This is a genomic window from Streptomyces axinellae, assembly GCF_039532135.1.
Classification (GTDB): Bacteria; Actinomycetota; Actinomycetes; order Streptomycetales; family Streptomycetaceae; genus Streptomyces; species Streptomyces axinellae.
Genome location: NZ_BAAARJ010000003.1, coordinates 71,826 through 94,276, shown reverse-complemented (window position 1 = coordinate 94,276; position 22,451 = coordinate 71,826). Strand labels below are relative to the sequence as shown.

The window sequence follows — 22,451 nt, the reverse complement described above, 5'->3', positions numbered from 1 at the left end:
CGTCCGGGCCGCCGTCCGGATAGAGTCGGGCGGTGTCCGAGCTGAAGCAGTTGCACGCTGAGCACGCCCCGGCGGTCCTGGCCTTCGAGCTGGCGAACCGCGCCTGGTTCGCCGCCTCCGTCCCCGACCGTGGCGACGCGTTCTTCGCCGAGTTCACCAGCCGGTTCGAAGCCCTGCTGGCCGAGCAGGAGGCCGGGGTCTGCGCCTTTCACGTACTCCTCGCCGAGGACGGTTCGGTGCTGGGCAGGTTCAACCTGGTCGACATCCAGGACCGGAGCGCGGACCTCGGCTACCGCGTCGCGGAGCATGTCACCGGCCGGGGCGTGGCGACGGCGACCGTCCGGGAGCTGTGCCGGCTGGCGGTGTCGCGGCACGGGCTGCGCACCCTGCGCGCGGCCACGGCCAACGAGAACGCCGCGTCCCGGAAGGTGCTGACCAAGGCCGGATTCGTCCTGGTCGGCCCGGTCGATCCGGCAGACCTCGGCGGGAAGCCGGGCGTCCGGTACCAGCGCGACCTGCCGCCGCGGCAGTGATCCGTGATCTTGCTGGTCAACCGGCTGCGGGGAGAGTGCGGCCGGTCGGCCGGGGGGCCGAACCGGGCTGCTCCGTGGGCCAGTTGCTTGCGCGAACTGGCTGTGCCGCTATCATCGCTCAGCGTGCCCCCGCTTGACCGGCGGGGTGGACTTCTCGCAAGGGGGCAAGATGCGCAAGGCTGTCGGTGCGGCGGCACTGGTGATGTCGGCGGTTCTGCTGACGGGATGCGGCGTCCTGGACGGCGGATCGGCGAAGAGCGACAGCGGAGAATCCGCGTCGGAGAAGCACAAGTCCTCGGCGAAGAAGAAGGACAAATGGGGACCGCCCCAGACCCATGAGGTCACCTTGGAGGCCAAGGGCGAGGGCACACCGCAGATCGACTGGATGGCGGACACCAACCACTTCGGAAAGGTCACCCTGCCCTGGAAGAAGGCCGTCAAGGTCGAACTCAAGGGCGCCCAGCTGAAGTTGGGAATCCCGCTGTACATCACGCCACAGGCGGTGCCGGGCCCCGACGGTCAGTACGTGTATCCGTCGTGCGCCATCGAGGTCGATGGCAAGCAGGTCGCCGAGAACGCGGGCGGCACGAGCACCAAGGGCTGCAAGTACACCCTGAAGGGCGACTGACCCGACCCAAGGGGCCGTCCGTGAAGGCCGGGTGCCCCGAAGGGGCCGGGCTCCCCGCCCTGGAGCCGGGGTGGCGAAGCTTCACGGGCCACGTGACCGCCTGCGGCGGCTGGTGTCCGGCGAGCTGCGGCGGCCGGTGTCCGGCGAGTCGCTGTGGGTGAGCCTGCGTCACCGGTTCAGGGGGTGACGGGTACGGGGGTGGTCGCCGACGGCCGTTCGGCCCCGTTCAGCCTCGCCTCGGTCCCGGCTTCGGCGACGACGGGGACTGCCCAGGACGTTGCCCCGGATATGTCGCTGCCGGAGGATACGCTGCCGCAGCCGTAGGCAGGTCGTACCCGTGGGGAACCGGCAAGTTCCTTCCTGTTGGTCCGAAGGCAGCCGACAGACCTCCTACGGGCCGAAGCGTCCCGAGGTCACGCCCGAGCGGAGGCAGGTGTCGGCCATCCGGCCCGAAGGCCGACTGTCGGCCCCTCGCAGCGGCTGCGAACTCGGAGGAACCCGGGCCACCGGAAGGGGCCGACGGTACTTCGGCCTGCGCGGGGCCACCGATGGGCGCAGCCGGGGCCGGTGGCAGGGCTGACGCCGCCTCCTGCTCCGCCGTCTCCCGACTTATGCGCTGCTTCTCCTCATTCTCCAGCTGGGCTTGAGCGAAACTGTCCGCCGCCTCCTGCCCGTACCTCAGCATGAAGTCGTAGGGGGCCACCCCCGACGTCCGTGCCTCCTTCGCCTGTTGCTCGATCTGCTTGCACCAATCGATGAGCAGTTTCGGTTGTACTTGTGCCTCGCGTGCCCGATCCCTTGCCACCCTGAAGAGGGGAAGGCAGACCTGGGTCCGCCAGAATTCCTTCTCCGGATCGGAGGTTCTCCCTCTGGCGGAAAGGGTCGCTCGGCTGTTCCGTACCTTCTCGTACGGGTCCTGCTCGGCATATGACTTCGGCATGGTCTGGTTGCCCCCATGGTGATCGCAGGTCGGGCGCGTCATTCACTGTCCCGCGCCTTTCTGGCGTGGCGTGCCCTGCGAGACAACGTCTCCGGAGGGGCAACGGTTCACCGCGAACGCCCGTCCTCCTCCGCCGGGGCGCCGGTCCGCCGTCGCATGCGCTCCAGAAGGTCGGCGCGGCGGTGGGCCTGTGCGGACTCCGCGCGGCGGTCCTTGTCCACGATGCTTCCCCCGCGCGCGGTGCCGCTCGCGCGGCGAAGGTGGGGTGGCTTGCTCACCGTCGCGTCCTCTCCGTGCCCGCCGTCCGGCCCTCCCGCCCGTGCGGATGTCCCGCGATCACGGCGTTGCAGCTCCGCACCGTCAGGCCGTGCCCCTGCGTCCGGGCACTCTCCCGGTCCTGGGCGAGCAGTTCGCACACGTCGCAACCGGGGGCCGGTACGGGTTCCCATACCGGCCCGTATTGCTCCTCCTCGGCCAACTCCATTGCCATGTGACCCTCTTCTCCGCCTCTTCCGCGTCCCGAAATGGCTGCTCTGCGGGTCGGCGCACCTCGCAGACGCACCCGACCTTTGTCACGCTCCGCGGTCGTCCGGTGACAACGATGGGCTGCGAACCGCTACGGTGAGGAGGGTTTCGGTGCCCGATACGGGCGTTGGTCACCTGGGCATATGCGCGTATCGCTGACCGTCGTAAACCACACCGCTGTGACGCATGACCACACCTACGGTCAGGGGGAAGTAATGGGGGAAGAAACGGCGCATGAGGGGCGCGCCGGGGACGCCGAGGGTGCGGGCGACGCGCGGGACCCGCGCAGGGTGTTCGCCGAGGAGTGCCGGAGCGCACGCGAGCTGTACCCCGATCACCCGCTCACACAGACCGAGTTGGCACGGATGGCCCGCACCTCCAAGAGCACGATCTCCCGCGTGGAGACATGCATGGGCCCGATCCCGGCGGAACTTCCGGCCCTGCTGGACGAAGTGTTCGCGACGGACGGCCTCTTCAAGCGGCTGTACGAGGAGATCATTGCCGCCTCCTTCCCGTCGCTGTACCGACGGCGCATGGCCCTTGAGCGGGCCGCCGTGGAGATCCGGGAATGGTCCCCGACCATCATCCCGGGCCTGTTCCAGACGGCCGACTATGCCCGCTGCCTGTTCAGGGGAGGTTCGCCCCGGGCGGGGGACGATGAGGTGGCGGCGTTCGTAGCCAGCAGGACGAGGCGTCGGGAGGTCCTGGATGGGGAGGCCCCGCCTGATGTCCGTGTGGTGCTCTGTGAGTCGGTCCTGCTTCGACGTCCATGCCCTCCAGAGGTCATGCGCCGCCAGTTCGGAGTCCTGTTGGATGCCGGAAAGCGAGCGACTGTGCGCATCCAGGTCCTTCCTCTGGACGCGCCGGCCCACCTGCTGTGCGACTGGCCGGTGACGCTCCTCACCGCCCCGAACCAGGCAGTTTCTGTTTGCGTCGAGAACTACCGAACCGCTGGCATCATCGAGGATTTCGATCGTGTGCGGACAGCACTGCGGACCTACGATGAACTGACAAGCGAAGCTCTTTCCGCGCGCGAGAGCGCGCGTGTGATCACCGAGCAGATGGAGAGACTCCCGTGACGATTGTCCCGACCCAGTGGGTCAAGTCGAGCTACAGCAGCCCCGAGGGCGGCAACTGCCTGGAGTGGTCTCCCGCCGCAGCCGTGGCGGCGGGCGTCGTCCCTGTGCGGGACAGCAAGGTCGCGGAGGGGCCCGTTCTCGCGTTCCCCGCTGCCGCGTTCGCGGCATTCGTCACGAGGGTCAAGACGGGAGCCCTCGTCACCAGGTGACCGGCAGCGAGGTGAGCCGGTTCACCAGCAGGCCGGGGCGCATGGTGATCTCCTCGGCGGGGACCGCCAGCCGGAGCGCGGGGAAGCGCTCCGCCAACGTCCTTAGCGCGACCTGGAGTTCGGCCCTGGCCAGTGGCGCTCCCAGGCAGAAGTGCGGGCCGTGGCCGAAGGCCAGGTGCGGGGCCGGACCCGGGCGGTCCGGGGCCGCACCGCCGGAGCCGGAGCCGCAGGTGCCGTACCGGCCCGGGTCGAAGCGGTCGGGCTCGGGGAAGCGGGTGGCGTCCCTGTTGGCCGAGCAAACGGCGGCGATCACCGCACTGTTGGCGGGCAGCACCGTGCCCGCCACCTCGACCGGCGCCGTGGTGACCCGTAGCGGGCCGCCGTCCCCGATCGGGTTGACCCGCAGCAGCTCCTCCGTCAGCGCGGCGAGGCCCGCCTCCGTCCCGGGGACGAGCCCCATCCGCTCCGGCCGCCGCAGCAGGGTGAGGACGGAGGCACCCAGCACCCCGACCGTCGTCTCGTGGCCCGCGATCAGCAACGTCATGGCCATGGTGAGCAGTTCGCGCTCGCTCAGCGCACCCCGTTCGTCCCGTACGAGGACGAGCGCGCTCAGCAGATCATCCCCGGGCCGGCGCCGCTTCTCGGCCACCAGTTCCTGGAGGTAGGCCAGCAGCGCGCCCTTGTGCTGCCGCATCTGTTCGGGGGAGTGCGCGGTCAGCGAGACGACCGCGTCCGACCAGGTGCGGAAGCGTTCCCGGTCGGAGTACGGGACGCCGAGCAGCTCGCAGATGACCGCGACGGGGAAGGGGAAGACGAAGGTCTCGTTGAGGTCGGCGGGCGCGCCCGCCGCGCGCGTCGCGTCCGCCAACTCCCCGGCCAGGCGCGCGATCCCGGGCCGCATCGCCGCCACCCGGCGCGGGGTGAAGGCGCGGGCCACCAGCGCTCGCAGCCGCGTGTGCTCGGGCGGATCCATGGTGAACAGCCCGCCCGCGTCGAACGGTACGGCCGTCAGCTTGGGCGCCTCCGGCCGTACGGTCGCCGCGCGCGAGCAGCGCGGGTCCGCGAGCACGGCACGCACATCGTCATAGCGGCTGACCAGGTGCCCCGTATCCCCGCTGGGCAGCGTCACGGGGCAGACGGGCTCCTCGGCACGCAGCCGGGCGTACGCGGACGGCACCTCGGTGGCGGACTCGCGGGGCGGCGGGTACGGGCGGGCGGTCTGCCCGGCGTCTTCCGGGGGCCCCGCACCTTCCAGGGGTCCTGCAGCTCCCGGAAGCCCGGCGTGCCCCGCGCGAGTGGCGTGCTCCGCGCGAGCGGTGCGCGCGGTGTGGACGGAATGTCGCGGCATGCGCCCACTGTCGAGCCCTGGCCTCGGGTTGCGGTCAAGCCGGTGTTGGCCTGGACGTGAGGCGGTATTGTCACCTCCCGAACTGTCACACGGCAGCCGGCCGAGTCCGCGGGGGACCTCGACGATGATCTCAGTGGTGCTCGCCGAGGACATGCACATGGTCCGCGGCGCCCTGGTCGCGCTGCTCGACATCGAGAGCGACATCGAGATCGTCGCCGAGGTCGATTCCGGCAGCGACATCCTGCCCACCGTCTTCGCGCACCGCCCGGACGTCGCCGTCATCGATATCGACCTGCCGGGCATGGACGGGCTCACCGCCGCCGCCGAGGTGCACGGGAAGCTGCCCTCCTGCCGCACCCTGATCCTCACCAGCCTGGGCCAGCCCGGCAATCTGCGCCGCGCGCTGGAGGCCCATGTCTCCGGCTTCCTGCTCAAGGACGCCCCGCCGAGCAAGCTGTCCGACGCCATCCGCCGCATCCATGCCGGTGAACGGGTCATCGATCCCGAACTCGCCCTGGACGCCTGGTCGGCGCGGGAGAATCCGCTCACCGCGCGCGAGACGGAGGTCCTGCGGCTGGCCGCCGAGGGCGCGGAGGCCGCGGACATCGCCGGGCGGCTCTTCCTGTCGGTGGGGACGGTGCGCAACTACCTGACGGCGATCGTCATCAAGCTCGGCGCGCGCAACCGCGTTGACGCCCTGCGCATCGCCCGCGAACAGGGCTGGCTGTGAGGAGACACCGATGGAACTTGCCCAGGTCCGCCTGCTCGTTACGGATTTTCCCCGCTGTTACCGCTTCTACCGGGACGTATTGGGGCTGAAGCCGCAGTTCGCCGCGGAGGCCGGACCGTACGCGAAGTTCACCCCCGACAGCGGCGGCGCGGGCATCGCCTTGCAGGACCGTACGCAGATGGCCCAGGTCCTGGGCGAACTCGCCGCTGAGGCGTCCGGCTACCGGTCCCTTGTCGTGCTGCGGATCGACGACCTCGGCCGCTACTGCGAAGAGATCGCCGCGCGCGGAGCCGTACTCGTCCACGGCCCGGCCCCTATGACGGAGCGCATGCGAGTCGCCCACCTCAAGGACCCGGAGGGAAACCTCGTCGAACTTCAGGAGTGGCTCGTCCCGCGCGGGTGACGGGCCACGACCGGCCCGCGCACAGGGCTTGCTCGTTCAGCTCCCCGGCCCCCGTCGCGCAGCGCTGTCCAGCGCCCTCACCTCCTCACACGGCGCTGGACAGTGGGGGTCATACCGCGCTGGACAGCGGGGGCGCCTGGGTGCCCGGGTCGCCGGGGCGGGCGGCGGGGATCAGCGGAATGCGTGCCTCCAGGTGGAAGCAGCCGTCCTCGCCCTCCCGGGCGCTCAGCGTGCCGCCCACCGCGCCGACGCGCGCCGACAGGTTCCCGATGCCGCTGCCGCCGCCGGTGTCGCCCGAGGCGTCGGGCGCCGGAGTCGTGGGGTCCGCCGGGTCGGGGCGCGGCTGCACCCCGTCGTTGACCAGGCGCAGCACCGCGCGGCCCGCGTCGCCGTCGACCGTGATCGCGCACTTGCGCACCTTGCTGTGCCGCAGGATGTTGGTGACCCCCTCGCGCAGCACGGTCGCCAGGACCGTGCCCACGGCGTCGGGGATCCGCTCCAGTGAGGTGTCCACCTCGGCCTCGATCCCGGCCGCCTCGAACACCGAGACGGCGGAGGAGATTTCGGCGGGCAGCGAGATGTTGCGGTAGCTGCGCGCCACGGCCCGCACGTCGGCGAGGGCCTGCCGGGAGACCTCCAGGACGGAGGTGACCTCGCTCTTGGCCCGTACCGGGTCACCGTCCACCAGGCGGTGGGCCAGTTCGCTGCGCAGCGTGATCGCCGAGAGGCTGTAGCCGAGCAGGTCGTGCAGGTCCCGGGCGAAGCGCAGCCGTTCCTGCTCGACGGCCAGCCGGGCGATCTCCCGCTGGGCCGCGCGCAGCCGCGTCACCATCTGCGAGAGCAGCGTCAGCCCGACAACGACCGCCGTCGTGGTCATGCTGGAGACGCTGATGTAGACGCCTTCCATCTCCGTGAAGCCGTACAGCGAGGTCAGCCAGAAGACGCTGCCCCACACGGCGAGCGTCAGCGTCCATGCCCAAGTGCGGCGTAAGGACAGCAGGATCGAGCCGGCGAGCAGCCCCGGCAGGCTCACCCACGAGGCCCCCATCAGCGCCACCGGGGCGTACACCAGCACGGCCTGCACCCACAGCAGGAGGTGGACCTGCCTGCGGCGCAGCGGGACCGTGCGGGGGGCCGAGCGCATGAGCTGGGTGACGAACAGGCCGATGAGGGCGGCGGTTCCCCCCAGGATCTGGAGGAGGGAACCGCCGATGGTCAGCAGGTGGAGCGTCGCCGAACTGAGGAAGCCGCACAGCGTCACCACCAGCAGGATCAGCGCGATACGGGAGGCGGAGCGGGTGTCGGGGCCGTCGAGGTCCCGGTGCCGCGCTCCTCGGAGCGCGTCGTAGGCCCGTTTCCCCCACGGTTGTCCGCTGCGCGTTCTCCACGACGGTTCGTTGCGTGCCTGCTTCGCCACCGTGCGTCTCCCCGTGACCTTTGCCGCCCCTTTGCCCGGATCGTAGGCGCGCTCTCGCCGACCATGAGCGCCATTACTAGACAAAGACCGGGATCGGATTGAGGCCGTCGTACGGAGTCGGCGCCGGCTGACGGCCGAGTTGCACCGGTACGTCGTACAGCCTGCCATCCGCGAAGCGTGCCCAGAAGTGGCGGAGTCCGGGAACCAGCACCTTGACGACGGGAATCCCGAGATCGGGCCGCGTCTGATCCAGTACCAGCAGCTCCATCCCGTGCCCGCGCACCAGCGCCTCGGCCGCCAGCACATCGTCGAGCAGGTCCTCGCGCGGGGTGTAGGGGAAGTCCCCGCACACCCGGGCGGGGGCTGCCGGATCGGGCAGCAGATAGGGCTGGTTGGCCACCGTTTTGCGGGTGCACCAGTCCAGCAGCTCGGGGTCCTCGGCCGTGGTGCGCGCGTCCAGCATGCCGGGCAGCAGCTGGTTCAGCTCGGTGACGGCGCGGCGCACCGCGACGCCCGGGTCGAAGTGGCAGCCGAAGCCGAACGCGATGTCCTCGCGCGGCCCTTCGGTGACCCGGGAGAGCGCGGCGACGGCCGGTACCCCCAGGTCCGAGGTCAGATCCAGTGCCCACATCTCGCGCCCCAGCCGCGCGTGCTGCTCGCGGGTCGCGGTCAGCCACGGGTCGGCGAACGAGTCCAGGTCCAGGCCCGGCACCCGCGAGCGGTTGTACCACCACAGGGCCACCGCGTCCCGCTCCACCAGCTCGAAGAAGCCCTGGAGCACGGCGTCCTCCAAACTGGCGCCCGCCGCGTTGCCGTTGGAGTCGGCCCGCACATAGCAGGCGTCGGCGGGCTGCGGCGCCGAGTAGTACAGCATTCCGGTCGGCAGCAGGCGGTGTGTGCCGTGGGTGACCGACCACACCGGGGTCCAGTCGAGGACGGCGTCCTCGTCCAGCGGGTCGCACACGTACTGGAACGGCGGGTGCGCCGCGTTCCAGCGCAGCCGGTCCGCGAACTGCCGCTCGTGGTAGAGCTGGCACCGGTTGGGGTGCACGGCCCGCGCGCCCAGCTCGCTCAGCCGGGCCGCCTCCCGCGGCTCGTCCCCGTGGTAGGTGGCCGAATACCGCTCCAGCGCCTCACACAGCGCCCCCACCTTCGCGTCGAGTTCGCTGACGCCCTTGCCGCCGCTCTGGGCGCGCAGCGCGTGCCGCAGCCCGCCCAGGCCACGGCCGGTGACGGCCGGATTTGAGCCGGACAGATAGGAGTTGAGGAACTCGGGGCAGCGCGGATCGCGCCGCAGCGTGTGCACCACCCCGGTGACCTCGCCCACCAGGTACTCGTACCGCTCCAGGATCTGCCGCGGGGGCAGCGCCCGGTGCCCGCCGCCGCCCTGTTCGAGCTTGGGACGGGAGGTGAGGCGTACGGGGCGCCGCACCTGCTGGGTGACCAGCAGCGGATCGCCGCACTCCGGACACTGCGGACGGCGCTCCACGCGGTGCTGCTTGGCGACCAGGCGCAGCCCGTCCAGCGTGCACACGGCCTGCTGGCTCTCGTGCCGGAACCCGGCCAGCCACTTGGCCGCGTGGAGGGCCGCCATGTGCAGCGCCGCGGCGTGGCTGGCGCCGGTCGCCGCGCGGGGCGGGGCGGGCGGGGCCGCCATACCGAGGGCCTCGCCCAGGTACAGCTCCGATTGCCGGTGGTGGCGCAGCCGGTGGGCCAGGCACTGCCAGCAGGCCCCCGCGCCCGGCTGGAAGACGGGTCCGATCCACACCGTGACCCCGGAGGGCTTGGCCAGCAGCCACGGGGTGCCCGTTCTTCGCTGTTCCCGGTCGATCGCGGCCAGGGCGGGGGAGAGGTAGTCGTCGCACAGGACGACGGTGAGGGCGGGGGTCGCGGGGGTCGAGGGGACCGCGGGGCCGCCTCCCGGGTCGGGGGCGGTGCCGCTCCCACCGGGGGCGGGACCGGGGCCGGCGAGGGTGAGCCCGGCGTCGGTGAGCGCCTGTGCGCCTCCCGTGCCGGACCCGGCCGTCAGGTCCCTGAGCTGGACCCGTGCCGCGGCCATCCGCTCGCGTGCCCGGTCCCCGTGCAGCCCGGCGCACTCCCAGAACGCGGCCTCCGCGTCCTGCCGGTCTCCCTCCCCGGGGCCCTGGCGGGCGTCCGGCCGGGGCGGCGCGAACCGGTCCACGAGGCCGGCCCGGGTCAGCTGGGCCAGCAGCCCGCCGAGCGCGGCGGGGCTCAGCGTCTCCCTGGCATCCCGTACCAGCGCCGCCAGATCGCGGCTGCCGTCCAGGAGCGGGGCCAAGGCGGCGACGGCGTCACTCCCTATGGCGGTGACGCCCTGCTCGGAGACGAGGTAGGTCGCATCCCCGGGCACCACGACAGGGGTCAGATGGCGGCGGAAGGCCACCCGGTCGAGCGCGGCGTCCACCGCTTCACCGCAGGGTGTCGCGCCGGACGGGGGCGAGGTCGCGGGGGTCGTCGGAGACCCGGCAGACCATGGATCCCGTGAGCTGGGGCGCGACCAGTACCGGGTCGTGCGGGTCGAGGCTGGTGATCGTCAGCTCGCCCCCCGTATCGGACGGCAGGGCGGGGACCGGGGTGTGCGCTTCGGTGCGGATGCCGAACTCCGCGAGCACGCCGTGCGGTTCGACGGCGTAGCGTACGGCCAGAGCCGGGTCGAGGTAGCACTGCGCGGTCAGTTCCGCGAAACGCCAGTCCTGGTCCACCGAACCGGCCCCGGACTGCGGGTGGTTGACAGTGACCTTGGAGAGCGCGTGACCTGACATCGTGACGTCTCCCGTCATGTGGGAACACTGGGTAACCGTCTGGTGTGGGGAGTGGCCCGATCGTGAGGGTCGGTGGCGCAATCAGCAGTGTGAGCGGGACCACAACCGCTTGCCAGTGGGGGCGTCATGAACCTCCATGTGAAGAATTCATGGTCCGCTCCGCCGCGATATCGCTACCGAGGTCGTGAGTTGTTCACTGTCGTCCCCCGGGAGCTGATGCGATTCTCCTGAACGGGTCTCTCCACGGGGGATCCGCCGGACCCGGCCCGGTCAACGGGGATGCGGCCGGGTGCGGCCTGACAGCCAACGGGAGGCACCACATGCACATCAGGGTGCTGGGAACTCTGCACGCCGAGACGGCGGGAGTCCCGATCGTGCCGAGCGCGGCCAAACCGCGGCAGATCCTCGCCCTGCTCGCCCTGCACAGCCGGCACATCGTGCCGGTGCCCGACCTCATGGAAGAGGTCTGGGGCGCCGATCCCCCGCGCAGCGCGCCCACCACACTCCAGACGTACATCCTCCAGCTGCGCCGCCGGCTGCGCACCGCGCTGAGCGAGCCCGGGAGCCGGTACGCGGACCGGGGCGCGGGCAGCGGGAAGGCCCGGGGCGCGGGCCGGGACACGGGCGCGGGCCAGGGCTCCGGCCCGGACACCGACAAGGACATCCTGGTCACCAGGCACGGCGGCTACCAGCTGGAGGTTCCCGAATCCGCCATCGACGCCCTGGAGTTCGAGCGGCTGACCCGCGCGGGCCACTCCGCCTTCGAGTCCGGCGACATGGCCAGGGCGTCCCGCCTGCTGACCGCCGCGCTCGCCCTGTGGCGGGGCCCGGCGCTCGCCGACCTGCCGCACGGAAAGCACCTGGCCATCGAGGTCACCAGGCTGGAGGAGAGCAGGCTGGGCGCCGTCGAACGGCGCATCGCGGCCGACCTGCGGCTTGGCCGGCACCGCGAAGTGCTGGGCGAACTGTGCGCACTGCGGGGCCGCTACCCGCTCTACGAGAACCTGCACGCGCTGCTGATGGTCGCCTTCCACCAGGACGGCCGCTCCTCGGACGCCCTCATCGCCTTCAAGCGGCTGCGCGCCACCTTGGTCGAGGAGCTGGGCCTGGAGCCCTCCCCCCGCCTCGACCGGCTCCACCAGGCCATCCTCCGGGGCGAGGACGCGCTCAGCGCGTGGAGCGACCCCGCCGGAGCGGGCGAGGCGGCGGCCGGGATCGCCGGATGAGTGACGGAGGCGGCCCCCGGCCCCAGCGCCCTGTGTGCCCGGTGGTGCACGGCTGCGGGGCGGCGCGCGGCTGAACCGTCGGCGCCGAGGAGGAGCGGCGCGCCGCCGCCCGCCCACCCGCCGGCTTCCGCTCGGTCTCCGGAACTCGCACCTCCTTCGGAACGCGGTCAACACCCGGTATGAACACGGCACTTGGCGGCCCGCACGCGCGCCCGGCGCACGACCGTGACGGCTCGAAGGCGCCCCCCACGCCCGTTCCACCCCCCTTCAAGCCGTCGTCCAGTATCTGTCGTGAGGATCGGGCCCTCACTGACGCCGCCCCGGGATCCGGGACCGCAGAAAGGGGGAGGACATGAACGCGTATCTGGGCGTGGCTCCCGGGCGGACGGCTCCGGGCGAGGACGGCGAACCCGGCGCCGCGCTGCGGCTCTTCTGCTTCCACCACGCCGGAGCCGGGGCGCTGGCCTTCGCCCGCTGGAAGCGCGAGTTCACCCCCGAGGTGCGGGTCCTGCCGGTGCGGCTGCCCGGCCGGGAGACCCGGCTGCGCGAGCCCCGCATCACCGAGGGGGCGCGGCTGCTGGCGGAACTCGACACGCACTTGGGCCCGCTGCTGGAGGAGGCGCCGTACGCCTTCTACGGGCACAGCCTCGGCGCGCTGGTCGCCTACCGCTTCGCCCAGCACCGGCAGCGCACCGGGCAGCCGGGGCCGGTGCTGCTGGGGCTCGGCGCCTGTCCGCCGCCGCACCTGCCGACACCACTGACCGAGCACCGGGGCCTGTCGGACGAGAGTCTGCTGAGCGCGCTCAACCGCTACGGGGCGCTGCCCTCCTGCCTGTTCGAGCGCCCGCGCCGGCTGAGCACGCTGCTGTCCACCACGCGCGACGACCTCCACCTGGCGGCGAGCCTGCGCGAGGGTGCGGGGGAGCGGCTCGGGTGTCCGGTACACGCCTTCGCCGGAACCGAGGACGAGGCGGTCACCGCAGCCGCCGTCGCGGAGTGGCGCCACTACGCGGGCGGCACCTTCGCGCTGCACACCGTCCCGGGCGGCCACTTCTTCGTCAGGGAGGCCGTGTTGCCCGAACTGCTCGCCGCCGAACTGCGCCACCGCACCCCGCCGCAGCCCCGGCACGCGCGCCAGGGCAACGCCGCACACAGCGCGACGCATGAGCCGACGTCGGCAAGGGCGGAAGCAGCAAGGCCGACAGCGGCCGAGCCGACAGCGGCCAAGCCGACAGCAGCAGAACCGACAGCAGCAGAACCGACGGCGGCGGAACCGACAGCAGAGAAAGCATCAACAAGGCGCGGATAACCCATTTATCCGCGTAGTGCGAAGTGAACCGAAGGGAGCAGGAGATGGACATCAGCGTGCTCGGGCCGTGCAGGGTCGTCCAATCGGGGGTCTCCGTCGTCCCGACAGCGGTCAAGCCGAGAAAGGTGCTGGCACTGCTCGCGCTCTATCCCGACCAGGTGGTCTCCGTGACTTCCCTGGTGGAGGAGCTGTGGGGCGAGTCCCCGCCGCGCAGCGTGCAGACCACCCTCCAGACCTATGTGCTCCAGCTGCGCAACCTGATCGCCGCCGCGCTGGGCGACCGGCCGCCCGCCGACCTGCCCAACGGCGCCAAGAGCGTCCTGGTGACCGAGTCGGGCGGCTACCTGCTGGACACCCAGGGCGGCATGGTCGATGTCCTGGAGTTCGAACGCCTCTCCGGCGCCGGTCACCGGGCCCTGGAGGCGGGCGACTTCGTGGGCGCCTCCTCCTCGTTCCGCCGTGCCCTGGAGCTGTGGCGCGGCCCCGCGCTCGTCGATGTGCAGTGCGGCCCGCTCCTGGAGATCGAGGCCACCAGACTGGAGGAGTCCCGGCTGGGCATCCTCAACCAGCGCATCGAGGTGGACCTCATCCTGGGCAGACACCACGAACTGGTCGGCGAACTGGCCGGGTTGGCGGCCCAGCACCCCATGCACGAGGGCATCCAGGCCCAGCTGATGCTCGCCCTCTACCGGTCGGGCAGACGCGGCAACGCGCTGGAGGTCTACCAGCGGCTGCGCGGGGTGCTCTCGCGGGAACTGGGACTGGACCCCTCGCCCGACCTCCAGCGGCTCCAGTGCGCCGTGCTGGACTCCTCCGCGGAGCTTGAGCCGACGCGTATGGCGGCGGGGCCCTTGCGGGCGCTGCGGGCGGGTAGCTAGTGCCCCTCCCGGCAAGCTGTGCCCTGTCGCGCCGCCCGGCACGTACTCCCCCGAGCTCTACGAGCAGGGGGCGCCCCCAGCGGCGTTGGCCGAAAGCCCTGGTAGCTCCTTCCCCAAGCTCTCAACTTTTCCCCCGGCCTTCGGCCGGGAGGTGCCCCCAGAGCAGGGGAGACCCCGACCAAGGACTTCCGGCCGCCTTGCGAGCGCACGCTGCCCCACGCTCGGCTCCGCTCGCGCGGGCGGTGCCCCCACGACGACGCTCCTTCACGGGCGAACATCGCCGGTCACGGCACTAGCGCCAGTTTTGTTGCCCTCTTTTATGTGCTGAGCGAGGGCCCCTGGCTGTGCTGTGCAGGGTGCGGCGCGTCTCCGGCTGGGCGCCGTCCGCGCGGCGGAGCCGTATATGGGACACAGCCCGCGCCCCTTCAAAGCGCCGCTCGGGCCCAGGTCGGTACCGCGTTCCGTGTCATGCCGCGGTCGGCCCGGCTGCGGGCCCAGCAGCCGCCCGGACGGCCGCCGAACAGCAGGGCGCCGAGCACGGGGGCGACGGGGGAGAGCCGGGTGGTGTCCCGGCCGGTCAGCTCCACGCGGGAGCCGGCCGGGCTCGACGTACTCCTGGGCCGCGCTGTCGCCCTCCCGGAAGGCGCGCTCCACGGCCGCCGTCCGGGCCCGTGGGCGAGGGGCCGGGTGGCGGTTCGGCCGGACATCGGGCGCGGTCCGGGCCGGGGTCGAGTGGGGCTGTAGAGGCCGCTGGCACGCTGCGGCCAGCCCGCGGCGGCGGACATCCCGTCCGCGGACGCCCGCCGGACGCGGGGTTCCAGCCCGCCGGACGCGGGCTCTCCCAGCCCTTTCCCGAAGGAGGCGACAGTGGCGCACCGGACACTCATCGTGGCGCGGATGGAGCCAGGCAAGGCCGACTCCATCGCCAGCATCTTCCAGCAGTCGGACGCGAGCGAACTGCCCCACATGGTGGGCGTCTCGCGGCGCACGCTCTTCACGTTCCACGACCTGTACTTCCACCTCGTCGAGGCGGACGACGACATCACACCCAACCTCTACCGCGCCCGCAGCCACCCGCTCTACGAGGACATCAACACCCGCCTCGCGCAGTGCGTGTCGCCCTACGACCCGGACTGGAAAGAGCCCAAGGACGCGATGGCCGACCCGTTCTACGTCTGGACGAAAGAGGGAGGCAGGATCCAGTGAGCGAGTTCACCCAGCGTGAGCTGGCCGACAAGCTGCTCGCATGCGCGGGCGAGTCCGAGGGGGTCGATCTGACCACCGGGGAAGCCCTCGATACGCCGTTCATCGAGCTGGGGTACGACTCCCTGGCGCTGCTTCAGGTGACCGGCGTCATCAAGCGGGAGTACGGCGTCGAGCTGTCCGACGACGCCGTGGTCGAGGCCGAGACGCCCCGGCTGCTGCTCAAAATGATCAACGCGAGCCTGCCCGAGCCGGCATGAGCGCCGACGAGGCCCCCGCTGCCGCGCCGGGCGGGCCCGATATCGGCCCTTCCGCGCGCCCCGCTGCCGCGCCTCCCGCTGCCGCGCCTCCCGCTGCCGTGCCCCGCGAGGCCGGGCCCGTGCCTGGTCACGGCCTGGCGGGGAAGCGGGTGCTGGTCACGGGCGGTACCCGGGGCATCGGCCGGGCCACGGCCTTGGCCTTCGCCGCCGCGGGGGCCCGCCTCGTGGTGGCTCACCGCACCACCGGGCAGGACGCCCGCACGCTCGCGGACGCGCTGCGCGCGAGCGGCGCCGAACACCACCTGGTGCGCGCCGATGTGAGCACCCAGGACGGTGCCGCGCGCCTGGCCGAGGCGTGCGGCGCCCAGCTGGCGGGCCTGGACGTCCTGGTCAACAACGTCGGCGTGGACGGGCACAGCAAGTTCGCCGACCTGGAGGAGGCCGAGTGGCACCGGCTGATGGACAGCAACGTCACCTCGGCCTACCTCGTCAGCCGCGCGGTGCTCGGCCTGCTGGCCGACGGCGCCTCCGTCATCAACGTCGGCGCCTCGGTCGCCCTGCGCGGCCGGCCCTTCGGCGTCCACTACTCCGCCTCCAAGGCGGCACTCGTGGGCTTCGGACGGGCACTGTGCAAGGAAGTCGGAGCGCGCGGTATCCGCGTCAACACCGTGGCGCCCGGCGTCACCGAGACCGGCCCGGACGGCGGCTCGCTGCCGCCCCGGCTCGCCGAACGCCTCGCGGCGCTGACCGCGCTGGGCCGGCTCGGCAGCCCCGCCGACGTGGCCGGCGCCGTCCTCTACCTCGCGGGCGACGCCGCCCGCTATGTCACCGGGGCCACGATCACAGTCGATGGAGGAATCTGATGCCATACGCGGCGATCACCTACCGGGTCAAGCCCGGCCATGAGGAGGAGATCGCGGAGATCTTCGCCGACTTCCAGCGCGTCGATACCCCCGAACTGCCCGGCGACGACGGCCGGGCGGCAGGACGGCTGCTGGGCACCGGGGTGTTCATCAAGGACGACGTGATGGTGCGCGTCATCCACTACGAGGGCGACTTCGCGGCCGTCGGCAAGCACATGGCCACCCAGAAGGGGGTGCATGTGCTGGAGGAGAAGCTCCGGCCCTACCTCTCCGAGGAGCGCGACACCTCCTCGCCCGCCGCCTTCGCGGCGTACTTCCGCGACGCGACGATGCGGTCCGTCGCCCAGCTGACCGTGGACACCCACCCCGCCGGGAGCTGACCGATGCGGGTGGACGCTGTCCTCGGGGTGGCCGTTCTCCTCGGCAGCGGCGTCACGGCGGGGGTCCTCTTCGCCGTGGCGCTCAGCGTGCTGCCCGCGCTCTTCGCGATGCCGACGGCGACCTACGTGTACGCGCACAAGCTGCTGGGCCGCAACTGGGACCCGACGATGCCCGCCGTCGTCCTGTCCACGACGGCCTCGGCCACGGCCCTCGCCTTCGTGACCGACGAGCCCGCCCCCCGGGCCCTGTTCGCCGCGGCGGCGGTGTTGCTGCTGGGGGTCTCGGCCGTCTCCCACCTGGCCAACGTGCCGATCAACCGCCGCGTCAAGGCGGTGACGGACCCCGCGTCGCTACCACCCGAGTGGACAGACCCCCGCCCCCTGTGGCGCCGCTGGCACCTGCTCCGGACGGGGCTGGCGCTGGCGGCGCTGGCCGCGAACGCCGTCGCGGTGGCCGGGGTTTGACGGAGGGGGCACGCACGTCTCCGCGGGAATTCAACGCGTTCACGGACCCGTCCCCCGTTTCCGTTCCGGTGCGTTCGCACGGGTGTTGCAGTGAGAGGAGTCCGGTTTCGGGGGACCGAGGGAGACGACAGCCGTATGAGCGAACGCTTCGACCCGTTGGGGCAGGTGTATGAGGACATGTTCGCGCTGCCCTGGCGCGCGCACATGGAGTCGGTCAGCGTCTTCCGCGCCCTCGGTCCGGTGGAGGGCCGGCGGGTGCTGGACATCGGGTGCGGGACCGGCCTGTACAGCAGGGAGCTGAAGCGGCGCGGGGCGGGGCCGGTGCTCGGGTACGACCTCTCCGAGGGCATGCTGGAGGTGGCTCGGCGGGCCGAGGCGCGGCAGCCGCTGGGCGTGCGGTATACGCGGGAGCCCCTGTCGGGCGAGCTGTCCGAGGGGGCTTTCGACCTGGCGCTGGGCGTGTATGTCCTGCCCTATGTCTCCGACTACGCCTCGCTGGTGGAGCTGTGCTCCCTCGCCGCGCGCGCCCTGCGGCCCGGCGGACGGTTCGTGACGCTGCCCGTCAACCCGTCCTTCCACGCGGACTCCAGCTATTACGCACGCTATGGGCTGCGCCTGTGGGAGACGGAACCGCGGGCCGATGCCTCCGAAGTGACCTTGGAACTGTGCTTCGGCCCCTACCAGGAGCACATCACGGCGCACTACTGGAGCCGCGCCACTGTGGAGCGGGCACTTCGCGAGGCCGGATGCGAAGAGATCAACTGGCCTGATTTCACTGTCTCCCAGGAAGGGATCGATGAATACAGCCGCGAATTCTTCCAGCCGTACCTCGATTGCCCGCACGCCGCGATTGTCGTCGGCCACAAGCGCCGAGCCGGCAGCTGAAACGCTCGCCCCCGCCGGACCCGGGACTCCTGCCCTCACCATCGGCCGGCTCTCCAGCGTGGGTGAAGTACCGCCGCACGTATGGGACGCCCTGGTGGGCCCGGACAACTTCTACCAGAGCCACCGCTGGCTGCGCGGAGTGGAGCTGGCCCACGGCCCCGACCCCGTCCTCACGGCGTGGGACGGGAACCGATTGGTGGGGGCAGTGCCCACCTGGCCCGGCGAGGGCAACGAACCGGGGCTCTTCTCGCTGCCCGAGATGTTCCCCGATCTCGATACCTCCTGGTCGCCGAGGTACCTGTGGCTCGGTACGCGGCGCTCCGTCTACAACGAACTCCTGTGCGCGCGCGGCCCGATCCGCGCCGAAGTGCTCCAGCAGCTGCTGCACGGCGCCCTCGCCATGGCCGAGCGGGACGGCCGGGACGGTGTCGTACTGCCCTACCTCGCCGGCGACGACGCGCGCGAGCTGGCCCATCTGCACCCGCGCGCACGTGCGCTGCTGCACGACGCGGACGCGAACATCGACATTTCGGTCGGCGGCGTGGCCGAGCAGCTCCATCACGCGTCCCGGCGTGACCGGGCCCGGCGGCGAGCCGAGCTGCGGGCCCCCGGGCGGACGGGGACCACCCTCACATGGCTTCCGCTCGACGAGGGGGCCGAGTCCGAGGCGGCGCGGCTGATCGCCCAGAACCGGCAGCGCTACGGGAGCAGTGCCGGTCAGGAGTGGATGGACCGCTCCTTCGCCGCGCAGGAGGAATCCGGCGCGCTGGGACGCGCGGTGGGCTGCTTTGCGCTGCGTGACGGTCATCCGCTCGCGGTGACTGTCTGCTACGCCCACCACGACCGGCTGTACGCCCGCTACTTCGGGTTCGACTACGCGCACGCGAAGCCCTCCGGCGAATACTTCGCCCTCAACTACGGGGCTCTGATCGACTACGCGGCGGCGTGCGGCTTCCGCCGCGTCCGGCTGGCGGTATCCGCCCAGCAGGTCAAGGTACGCCGGGGAGCGCGGCTCGCCCCGCTGGCCGCGGTGGTGCTCCCCGCGGAGGGTGAAGTCCGCACGGAGGAGGCGGTTGCGGCGCACAACCACCATACGGTGGGCCGCTGGCGCGAGCTGTGCGGCAGCAGGCCGCAGGCGATGGGAACGGAATGGGACGCGTGGGAGACCAGGCCCCCTGAGCCCCCGGGCCCACCGCGCCCCTGAGCGCGGGGAAGTCCCCAGAAGTCCCCAGGAGCCCCCGGAGGCCGCCGCAGGGCGGCACGGCCGGAGAGGTGAACCCCACGCATGCCCGAACGCGCACCCGTGCGCCATCGGGTGGGAGAGGAGATCAACCGTGCTGCACATGGTCTACCAGATCGAACTCACCGAGGAAGCCGAACGCGACCCCGGGGCCTTCTGGGCGTGGTTACAGGAGCGCGAACAGTGGTTCTACGACGGCCTGGAGACGGTGCTGGCCACCCGCTGGACGGTCCGGACCATCGGTGATCGCGTACACACGCTGGAGCACACCGTGACCTTCGCCGACGAGGCAGCCTGGGGTCAGTACCGGCGGGCGGTCGCGCAGCGGGGCCGCGACCGGGTGTGGGAGAAGCGGCGCACCGAACAGACCGGCTGGTGGCGGCTGCTGGACGCCGCGCTGCTGAGCGATCCTCCCGTATCCCTGGGCTTCGACCGGACGCGGGAGGAGGGGACCGGCTCGTGACCGCACCTGAACACGCGTCGCTCAGCGAGCGCAGCCGCCGCCTTCTCGCCCAGGGCCGCTTCCTGACGCTCGCGACGGCCCACGGCGGCACACCGTGGGCGGCCACCGTCAACTACGTCGCCCTCGGCGCGCCGCTGCGGCTGCTCTTCTACTCCCTGACCCGGGCCCGGCACTCCCGCGACATCGCGCTACGGCCGCAGGTGGCCGGTTCGGTCTTCATGACCGGCCTGCCCGGGTTCGGCCTGGACGGAGTCCAGTTCACCGGCGAGTGCCGGGCGGTGGACGCATCCGGGCTGGCGGAAATCCATCGGCTCTACTACGAGGTGAACTTCCCCGATCCCGCCGTCCGGGCGGAATGGACCCTTCCGCTGTCGGAATTCCGGGACGGCGGGCCACGCCGGTTCTACCTGGTGACGGTGCGGGAACTGTGGCTGCTCGACATCGAGCGCTGGCTCGCCGACAAACACGACCAGCGCGTCGCCGTACCCCTCGACGCCCTCCCCGACCGGTTCGGCGAGTAACCGGTTCAACGGGTGACGGATTCAGGGGTCACCGGTTCGACCGGTGGCGGTTCAGCGGGTAGCCGGCCCGGCGGGTTCAACGGGTACTGGTTCAACGGGTACTGGTTCAACGGGTTATGTGCATCTGACCCATCATGCCCATCTGCAAATGCCCCAGCATGTGGCAGTGGTACATGTACAGGCCCTCGTGATCCGTGAACTTCAGCTGGATACGGGCCGATTCACCGGCCATCACCGTCACCGTGTCCTTGAGCCCGGCCTCGCCCGCCGCGGGCGGCTTTCCGTTGCGGTCCAGGATGCGGAAGGCGTCCAGGTGGGGGTGGAGCGAGTGGGGGATGCCGAACTGGGTGTCGGCGTTGGTGATCTTCCAGGTCTCGGTGGCATCCAGCCGGGGCCGGATGTCCACGCGGTCGATGTCGAACGGCTTGTCGTTGATGAGGTGTTCGCCGGTCCGCGGGTTGAAGGAGAGGGTGAACTCCCGCTCCACCGATGAGGTCCCCAGGTCCGGGACGGGGCGCAGCGCGTCGGGCACGCCGCTGGGGTCGGCGGCGGTGCGTACCACGTCGAAGCGCATGACCTCCGGGGCCTCGCCCTCGTACGGGTAGGTGTTGGTGAGGACCAGCTTCCTGCCCACCCCGTAGCGGCCGAAGTCCACCACGATCTCGTGGCGCTCGCCGGGCCACAGCTGGAGCATGCGGGTGGGTACGGGCGCCGGCAGCAGGCCGCCGTCCGTGCCGATGTGGGTGAACTCCTCGCCGTCCCCGAGCTGCAGCAGGAAGGGCCGCTCGTTGGAGGTGTTGACCAGCCGCAGCCGGTACTTGCGCGCCGCCACCTCGAAGTAGGGGCGCGGCGAGCCGTTCACCAGGAGCGTGTGGCGGCCCTCGAAGTCGTGCAGGTCCCACTCCAGCGTGCCGTCCGCGCCGAACTTGGCGTCCCGCAACTGGAGCGTCACGTCGTACTGCCCCTTGGGCAGCGGCAGGCCCTCCTCGACGTCGTCGGTGAGGAGATAGGTGGCGGCCAGCCCCCGGTAGATGTTCTCGGCGTGCGAGTGGTGCGAGTGGTCGTGGATCCACAAGGTGGCGGCGCGCTGCTCGTTGGGGTAGCGGAACACGCGCCGCTCGCCGGGCTGCACCGCGTTCTTCGGGTGGCCGTCCGAGCTTTCGGGGGTGTGGCCGCCGTGCAGGTGCATGGCGAAGGGCACATCGAGCGAGTTGACCTGCTCGATGACCACGGGCCGGCCGCGCCGGGCCACGATCAGCGGACTCATCGCCCCGTTGAAGGAGCGGATACGGGTCCTGGTGCCCGGCAGCAGGGTGACATCGGCCTCGCGGGTGGTGAGCCGGTAGAAGTCGTGGCCCGCCAACCGGGCCGGCTTCAGCGGGGTGATGACCTTCAGCGGCACCGAGAACGGCGACTCCGCCGCACGCGCGGTACCCGAGCGTCCCCCGACGACCAGGCTCGCCGGAACGGCGGCGAGGACGCCGGTGGCGGCCCCGGCTCTGAGCATGCTTCTGCGTGTGAGCACGGTAGCTCCTTACGGAGGGTTGGGGGGAGGCGGAGATGAGGGCATGCCGTTCCTGGGCGCTGTGCGGGGCTGCCCCTGGCTGTGCTTCGCAGACTGCGGGCGCTCCCCCGAGCTCTTCGAGCAGGGAGGTACCCCCAGGCTGGTCGCGCAGTTCCCCGCGCCCCTTTGGGGCTGGGCGCGCCCGCGCGAGGGAGCCGCATTGAGGACACGGCCCCGCGCTCCTAAGCGCGGACCGACATCTGGGCCATGCAGGTCAGGAGGCTGCGGCGGAACGTGGCCACGAAGCCCTCGACGGTGTCGGTGTCGCGGGGCCGGGTCAGATACGGGGCGAGCTTGGCCTCGACCTCCTTGACCCCGGGCTGGGTCGCCATGTGGCGGGCGATGGTGTCCAGGTCGCCCTCGTACTCGATGACCCGGACCATCGTGTCCTCCCGGATGAAGACGGCCGTGGCGAGAATGCGCGCCGCCTCCTCCCCGTCGTCGCCCTTGACCACGGGCGACCCGACCCGGCGGAAGTTCCCGAAGATCTCCGAGATCTCTTTCTCGTAGCCCGCCTTGATGTCGTAGGTGATCGCGGCGAACGGCATGGGCTGCTCCTGGATGGTCGCGGATTCGGCTCCCTGGCCGGGCATTTGGCC

General features: G+C 71.6%; 26 protein-coding genes. 18 read left to right on the top strand and 8 right to left on the bottom strand.

All coding sequences use genetic code 11. The features are described from left to right. Positions 1–32 precede the first annotated feature (32 nt). Positions 33–533 (top strand): GNAT family N-acetyltransferase, encoded by a 501-nt coding sequence (locus ABD339_RS04955; RefSeq protein WP_344562551.1) that lies wholly within the window; start codon positions 33–35, stop codon positions 531–533. Positions 534–702: 169 nt separating this feature from the next. Then, positions 703–1,161, top strand: a complete 459-nt coding sequence (locus ABD339_RS04950; RefSeq protein ID WP_344562549.1) for a hypothetical protein — start codon at positions 703–705, stop codon at positions 1,159–1,161. A 1,047-nt stretch (positions 1,162–2,208) separates the two neighbouring features. On the opposite strand, the gene ABD339_RS04945 is transcribed toward ABD339_RS04950, so the two are convergent. Beyond that, entirely contained in the window at positions 2,209–2,379 is a 171-nt protein-coding gene (locus ABD339_RS04945; RefSeq protein ID WP_344562548.1) for a hypothetical protein, read from the bottom strand. Continuing rightward, positions 2,376–2,591, bottom strand: a complete 216-nt coding sequence (locus ABD339_RS04940; RefSeq protein WP_344562547.1) for a hypothetical protein — start codon at positions 2,589–2,591, stop codon at positions 2,376–2,378. The genes ABD339_RS04945 and ABD339_RS04940 overlap by 4 nt, the downstream gene beginning before the upstream one ends. Before the next feature lie 178 nt (positions 2,592–2,769). Between ABD339_RS04940 and ABD339_RS04935 the strand changes: the two genes are divergently transcribed. Continuing rightward, positions 2,770–3,705, top strand: coding sequence for a helix-turn-helix domain-containing protein (locus ABD339_RS04935; protein WP_344562543.1), 936 nt, complete (start codon positions 2,770–2,772; stop codon positions 3,703–3,705). Then, complete coding sequence (locus ABD339_RS04930; RefSeq protein WP_344562541.1) at positions 3,702–3,914, top strand: DUF397 domain-containing protein; 213 nt, start codon at positions 3,702–3,704, stop codon at positions 3,912–3,914. The genes ABD339_RS04935 and ABD339_RS04930 overlap by 4 nt, the downstream gene beginning before the upstream one ends. Here the strand turns inward: ABD339_RS04930 and ABD339_RS04925 are convergent. Further along, positions 3,904–5,262, bottom strand: coding sequence for a cytochrome P450 (locus tag ABD339_RS04925; RefSeq protein ID WP_344562539.1), 1,359 nt, complete (start codon positions 5,260–5,262; stop codon positions 3,904–3,906). The genes ABD339_RS04930 and ABD339_RS04925 overlap by 11 nt on opposite strands. Before the next feature lie 124 nt (positions 5,263–5,386). Here ABD339_RS04925 and ABD339_RS04920 point away from each other — a divergent pair, with 124 nt between their 5' ends. After that, on the top strand, positions 5,387–5,992 hold the full coding sequence (locus ABD339_RS04920) for a response regulator transcription factor (protein WP_344562537.1): 606 nt from the start codon (positions 5,387–5,389) through the stop codon (positions 5,990–5,992). Between the two features lie 10 nt (positions 5,993–6,002). Further along, positions 6,003–6,395, top strand: a complete 393-nt coding sequence (locus tag ABD339_RS04915) for a VOC family protein (RefSeq protein ID WP_344562535.1) — start codon at positions 6,003–6,005, stop codon at positions 6,393–6,395. A 109-nt stretch (positions 6,396–6,504) separates the two neighbouring features. Here the strand turns inward: ABD339_RS04915 and ABD339_RS04910 are convergent, their stop codons facing one another. From ABD339_RS04910 to ABD339_RS04900, 3 genes are all read right to left on the bottom strand, one after another. Then, positions 6,505–7,812 carry a sensor histidine kinase gene (locus ABD339_RS04910; RefSeq protein ID WP_344562533.1) on the bottom strand — a complete coding sequence of 436 codons (1,308 nt, stop codon included), beginning with the start codon at positions 7,810–7,812 and terminating at the stop codon, positions 6,505–6,507. A 76-nt stretch (positions 7,813–7,888) separates the two neighbouring features. Then, a complete protein-coding gene (locus ABD339_RS04905) occupies positions 7,889–10,237 on the bottom strand; it encodes a TOMM precursor leader peptide-binding protein (protein ID WP_344562531.1) in 2,349 nt (782 codons plus the stop codon). Between the two features lie 4 nt (positions 10,238–10,241). After that, complete coding sequence (locus ABD339_RS04900) at positions 10,242–10,613, bottom strand: hypothetical protein (protein WP_344562529.1); 372 nt, start codon at positions 10,611–10,613, stop codon at positions 10,242–10,244. A gap of 302 nt (positions 10,614–10,915) precedes the next feature. Between ABD339_RS04900 and ABD339_RS04895 the strand changes: the two genes are divergently transcribed. The 12 genes from ABD339_RS04895 to ABD339_RS04840 all read left to right on the top strand — a co-directional run bounded on the left by ABD339_RS04895 (position 10,916) and on the right by ABD339_RS04840 (position 20,288). Next, entirely contained in the window at positions 10,916–11,821 is a 906-nt protein-coding gene (locus tag ABD339_RS04895) for an AfsR/SARP family transcriptional regulator (RefSeq protein ID WP_344562527.1), read from the top strand. Positions 11,822–12,173: 352 nt separating this feature from the next. Beyond that, the gene (locus ABD339_RS04890) at positions 12,174–13,130 is read left to right on the top strand and encodes a thioesterase II family protein (RefSeq protein WP_344562525.1); all 957 of its coding nucleotides are present in this window, start codon (positions 12,174–12,176) and stop codon (positions 13,128–13,130) included. Positions 13,131–13,174: 44 nt separating this feature from the next. Then, positions 13,175–14,008, top strand: coding sequence for an AfsR/SARP family transcriptional regulator (locus ABD339_RS04885; RefSeq protein WP_344562523.1), 834 nt, complete (start codon positions 13,175–13,177; stop codon positions 14,006–14,008). Positions 14,009–14,875: 867 nt separating this feature from the next. Beyond that, positions 14,876–15,214 (top strand): TcmI family type II polyketide cyclase, encoded by a 339-nt coding sequence (locus ABD339_RS04880; protein WP_344562521.1) that lies wholly within the window; start codon positions 14,876–14,878, stop codon positions 15,212–15,214. Next, positions 15,211–15,471, top strand: coding sequence for an acyl carrier protein (locus tag ABD339_RS04875; protein WP_344562519.1), 261 nt, complete (start codon positions 15,211–15,213; stop codon positions 15,469–15,471). The genes ABD339_RS04880 and ABD339_RS04875 overlap by 4 nt, the downstream gene beginning before the upstream one ends. Beyond that, the gene (locus ABD339_RS04870) at positions 15,468–16,334 is read left to right on the top strand and encodes an SDR family NAD(P)-dependent oxidoreductase (RefSeq protein ID WP_344562517.1); all 867 of its coding nucleotides are present in this window, start codon (positions 15,468–15,470) and stop codon (positions 16,332–16,334) included. The genes ABD339_RS04875 and ABD339_RS04870 overlap by 4 nt, the downstream gene beginning before the upstream one ends. Then, entirely contained in the window at positions 16,334–16,714 is a 381-nt protein-coding gene (locus tag ABD339_RS04865) for a TcmI family type II polyketide cyclase (RefSeq protein WP_344562515.1), read from the top strand. The genes ABD339_RS04870 and ABD339_RS04865 overlap by 1 nt, the downstream gene beginning before the upstream one ends. Positions 16,715–16,717: 3 nt before the next feature. Beyond that, positions 16,718–17,179 (top strand): anthrone oxygenase family protein, encoded by a 462-nt coding sequence (locus ABD339_RS04860; protein ID WP_344562513.1) that lies wholly within the window; start codon positions 16,718–16,720, stop codon positions 17,177–17,179. Between the two features lie 135 nt (positions 17,180–17,314). Next, positions 17,315–18,064, top strand: a complete 750-nt coding sequence (locus ABD339_RS04855; protein WP_344562511.1) for a class I SAM-dependent methyltransferase — start codon at positions 17,315–17,317, stop codon at positions 18,062–18,064. Between the two features lie 58 nt (positions 18,065–18,122). After that, positions 18,123–19,268, top strand: a complete 1,146-nt coding sequence (locus ABD339_RS04850) for a peptidogalycan biosysnthesis protein (RefSeq protein ID WP_344562509.1) — start codon at positions 18,123–18,125, stop codon at positions 19,266–19,268. 130 nt (positions 19,269–19,398) lie between these two features. Further along, positions 19,399–19,767, top strand: a complete 369-nt coding sequence (locus tag ABD339_RS04845; RefSeq protein ID WP_344562507.1) for a hypothetical protein — start codon at positions 19,399–19,401, stop codon at positions 19,765–19,767. Beyond that, a complete protein-coding gene (locus tag ABD339_RS04840) occupies positions 19,764–20,288 on the top strand; it encodes a pyridoxamine 5'-phosphate oxidase family protein (protein WP_344562505.1) in 525 nt (174 codons plus the stop codon). Before ABD339_RS04845 ends, ABD339_RS04840 begins: the two co-directional genes overlap by 4 nt. 106 nt (positions 20,289–20,394) lie before the next feature. Here ABD339_RS04840 and ABD339_RS04835 read toward each other — a convergent pair whose 3' ends face one another. Further along, entirely contained in the window at positions 20,395–21,813 is a 1,419-nt protein-coding gene (locus ABD339_RS04835) for a multicopper oxidase family protein (protein ID WP_344562503.1), read from the bottom strand. A gap of 221 nt (positions 21,814–22,034) precedes the next feature. Further along, the gene (locus ABD339_RS04830; RefSeq protein ID WP_344563061.1) at positions 22,035–22,400 is read right to left on the bottom strand and encodes a SchA/CurD-like domain-containing protein; all 366 of its coding nucleotides are present in this window, start codon (positions 22,398–22,400) and stop codon (positions 22,035–22,037) included. Positions 22,401–22,451: the final 51 nt, after the last annotated feature.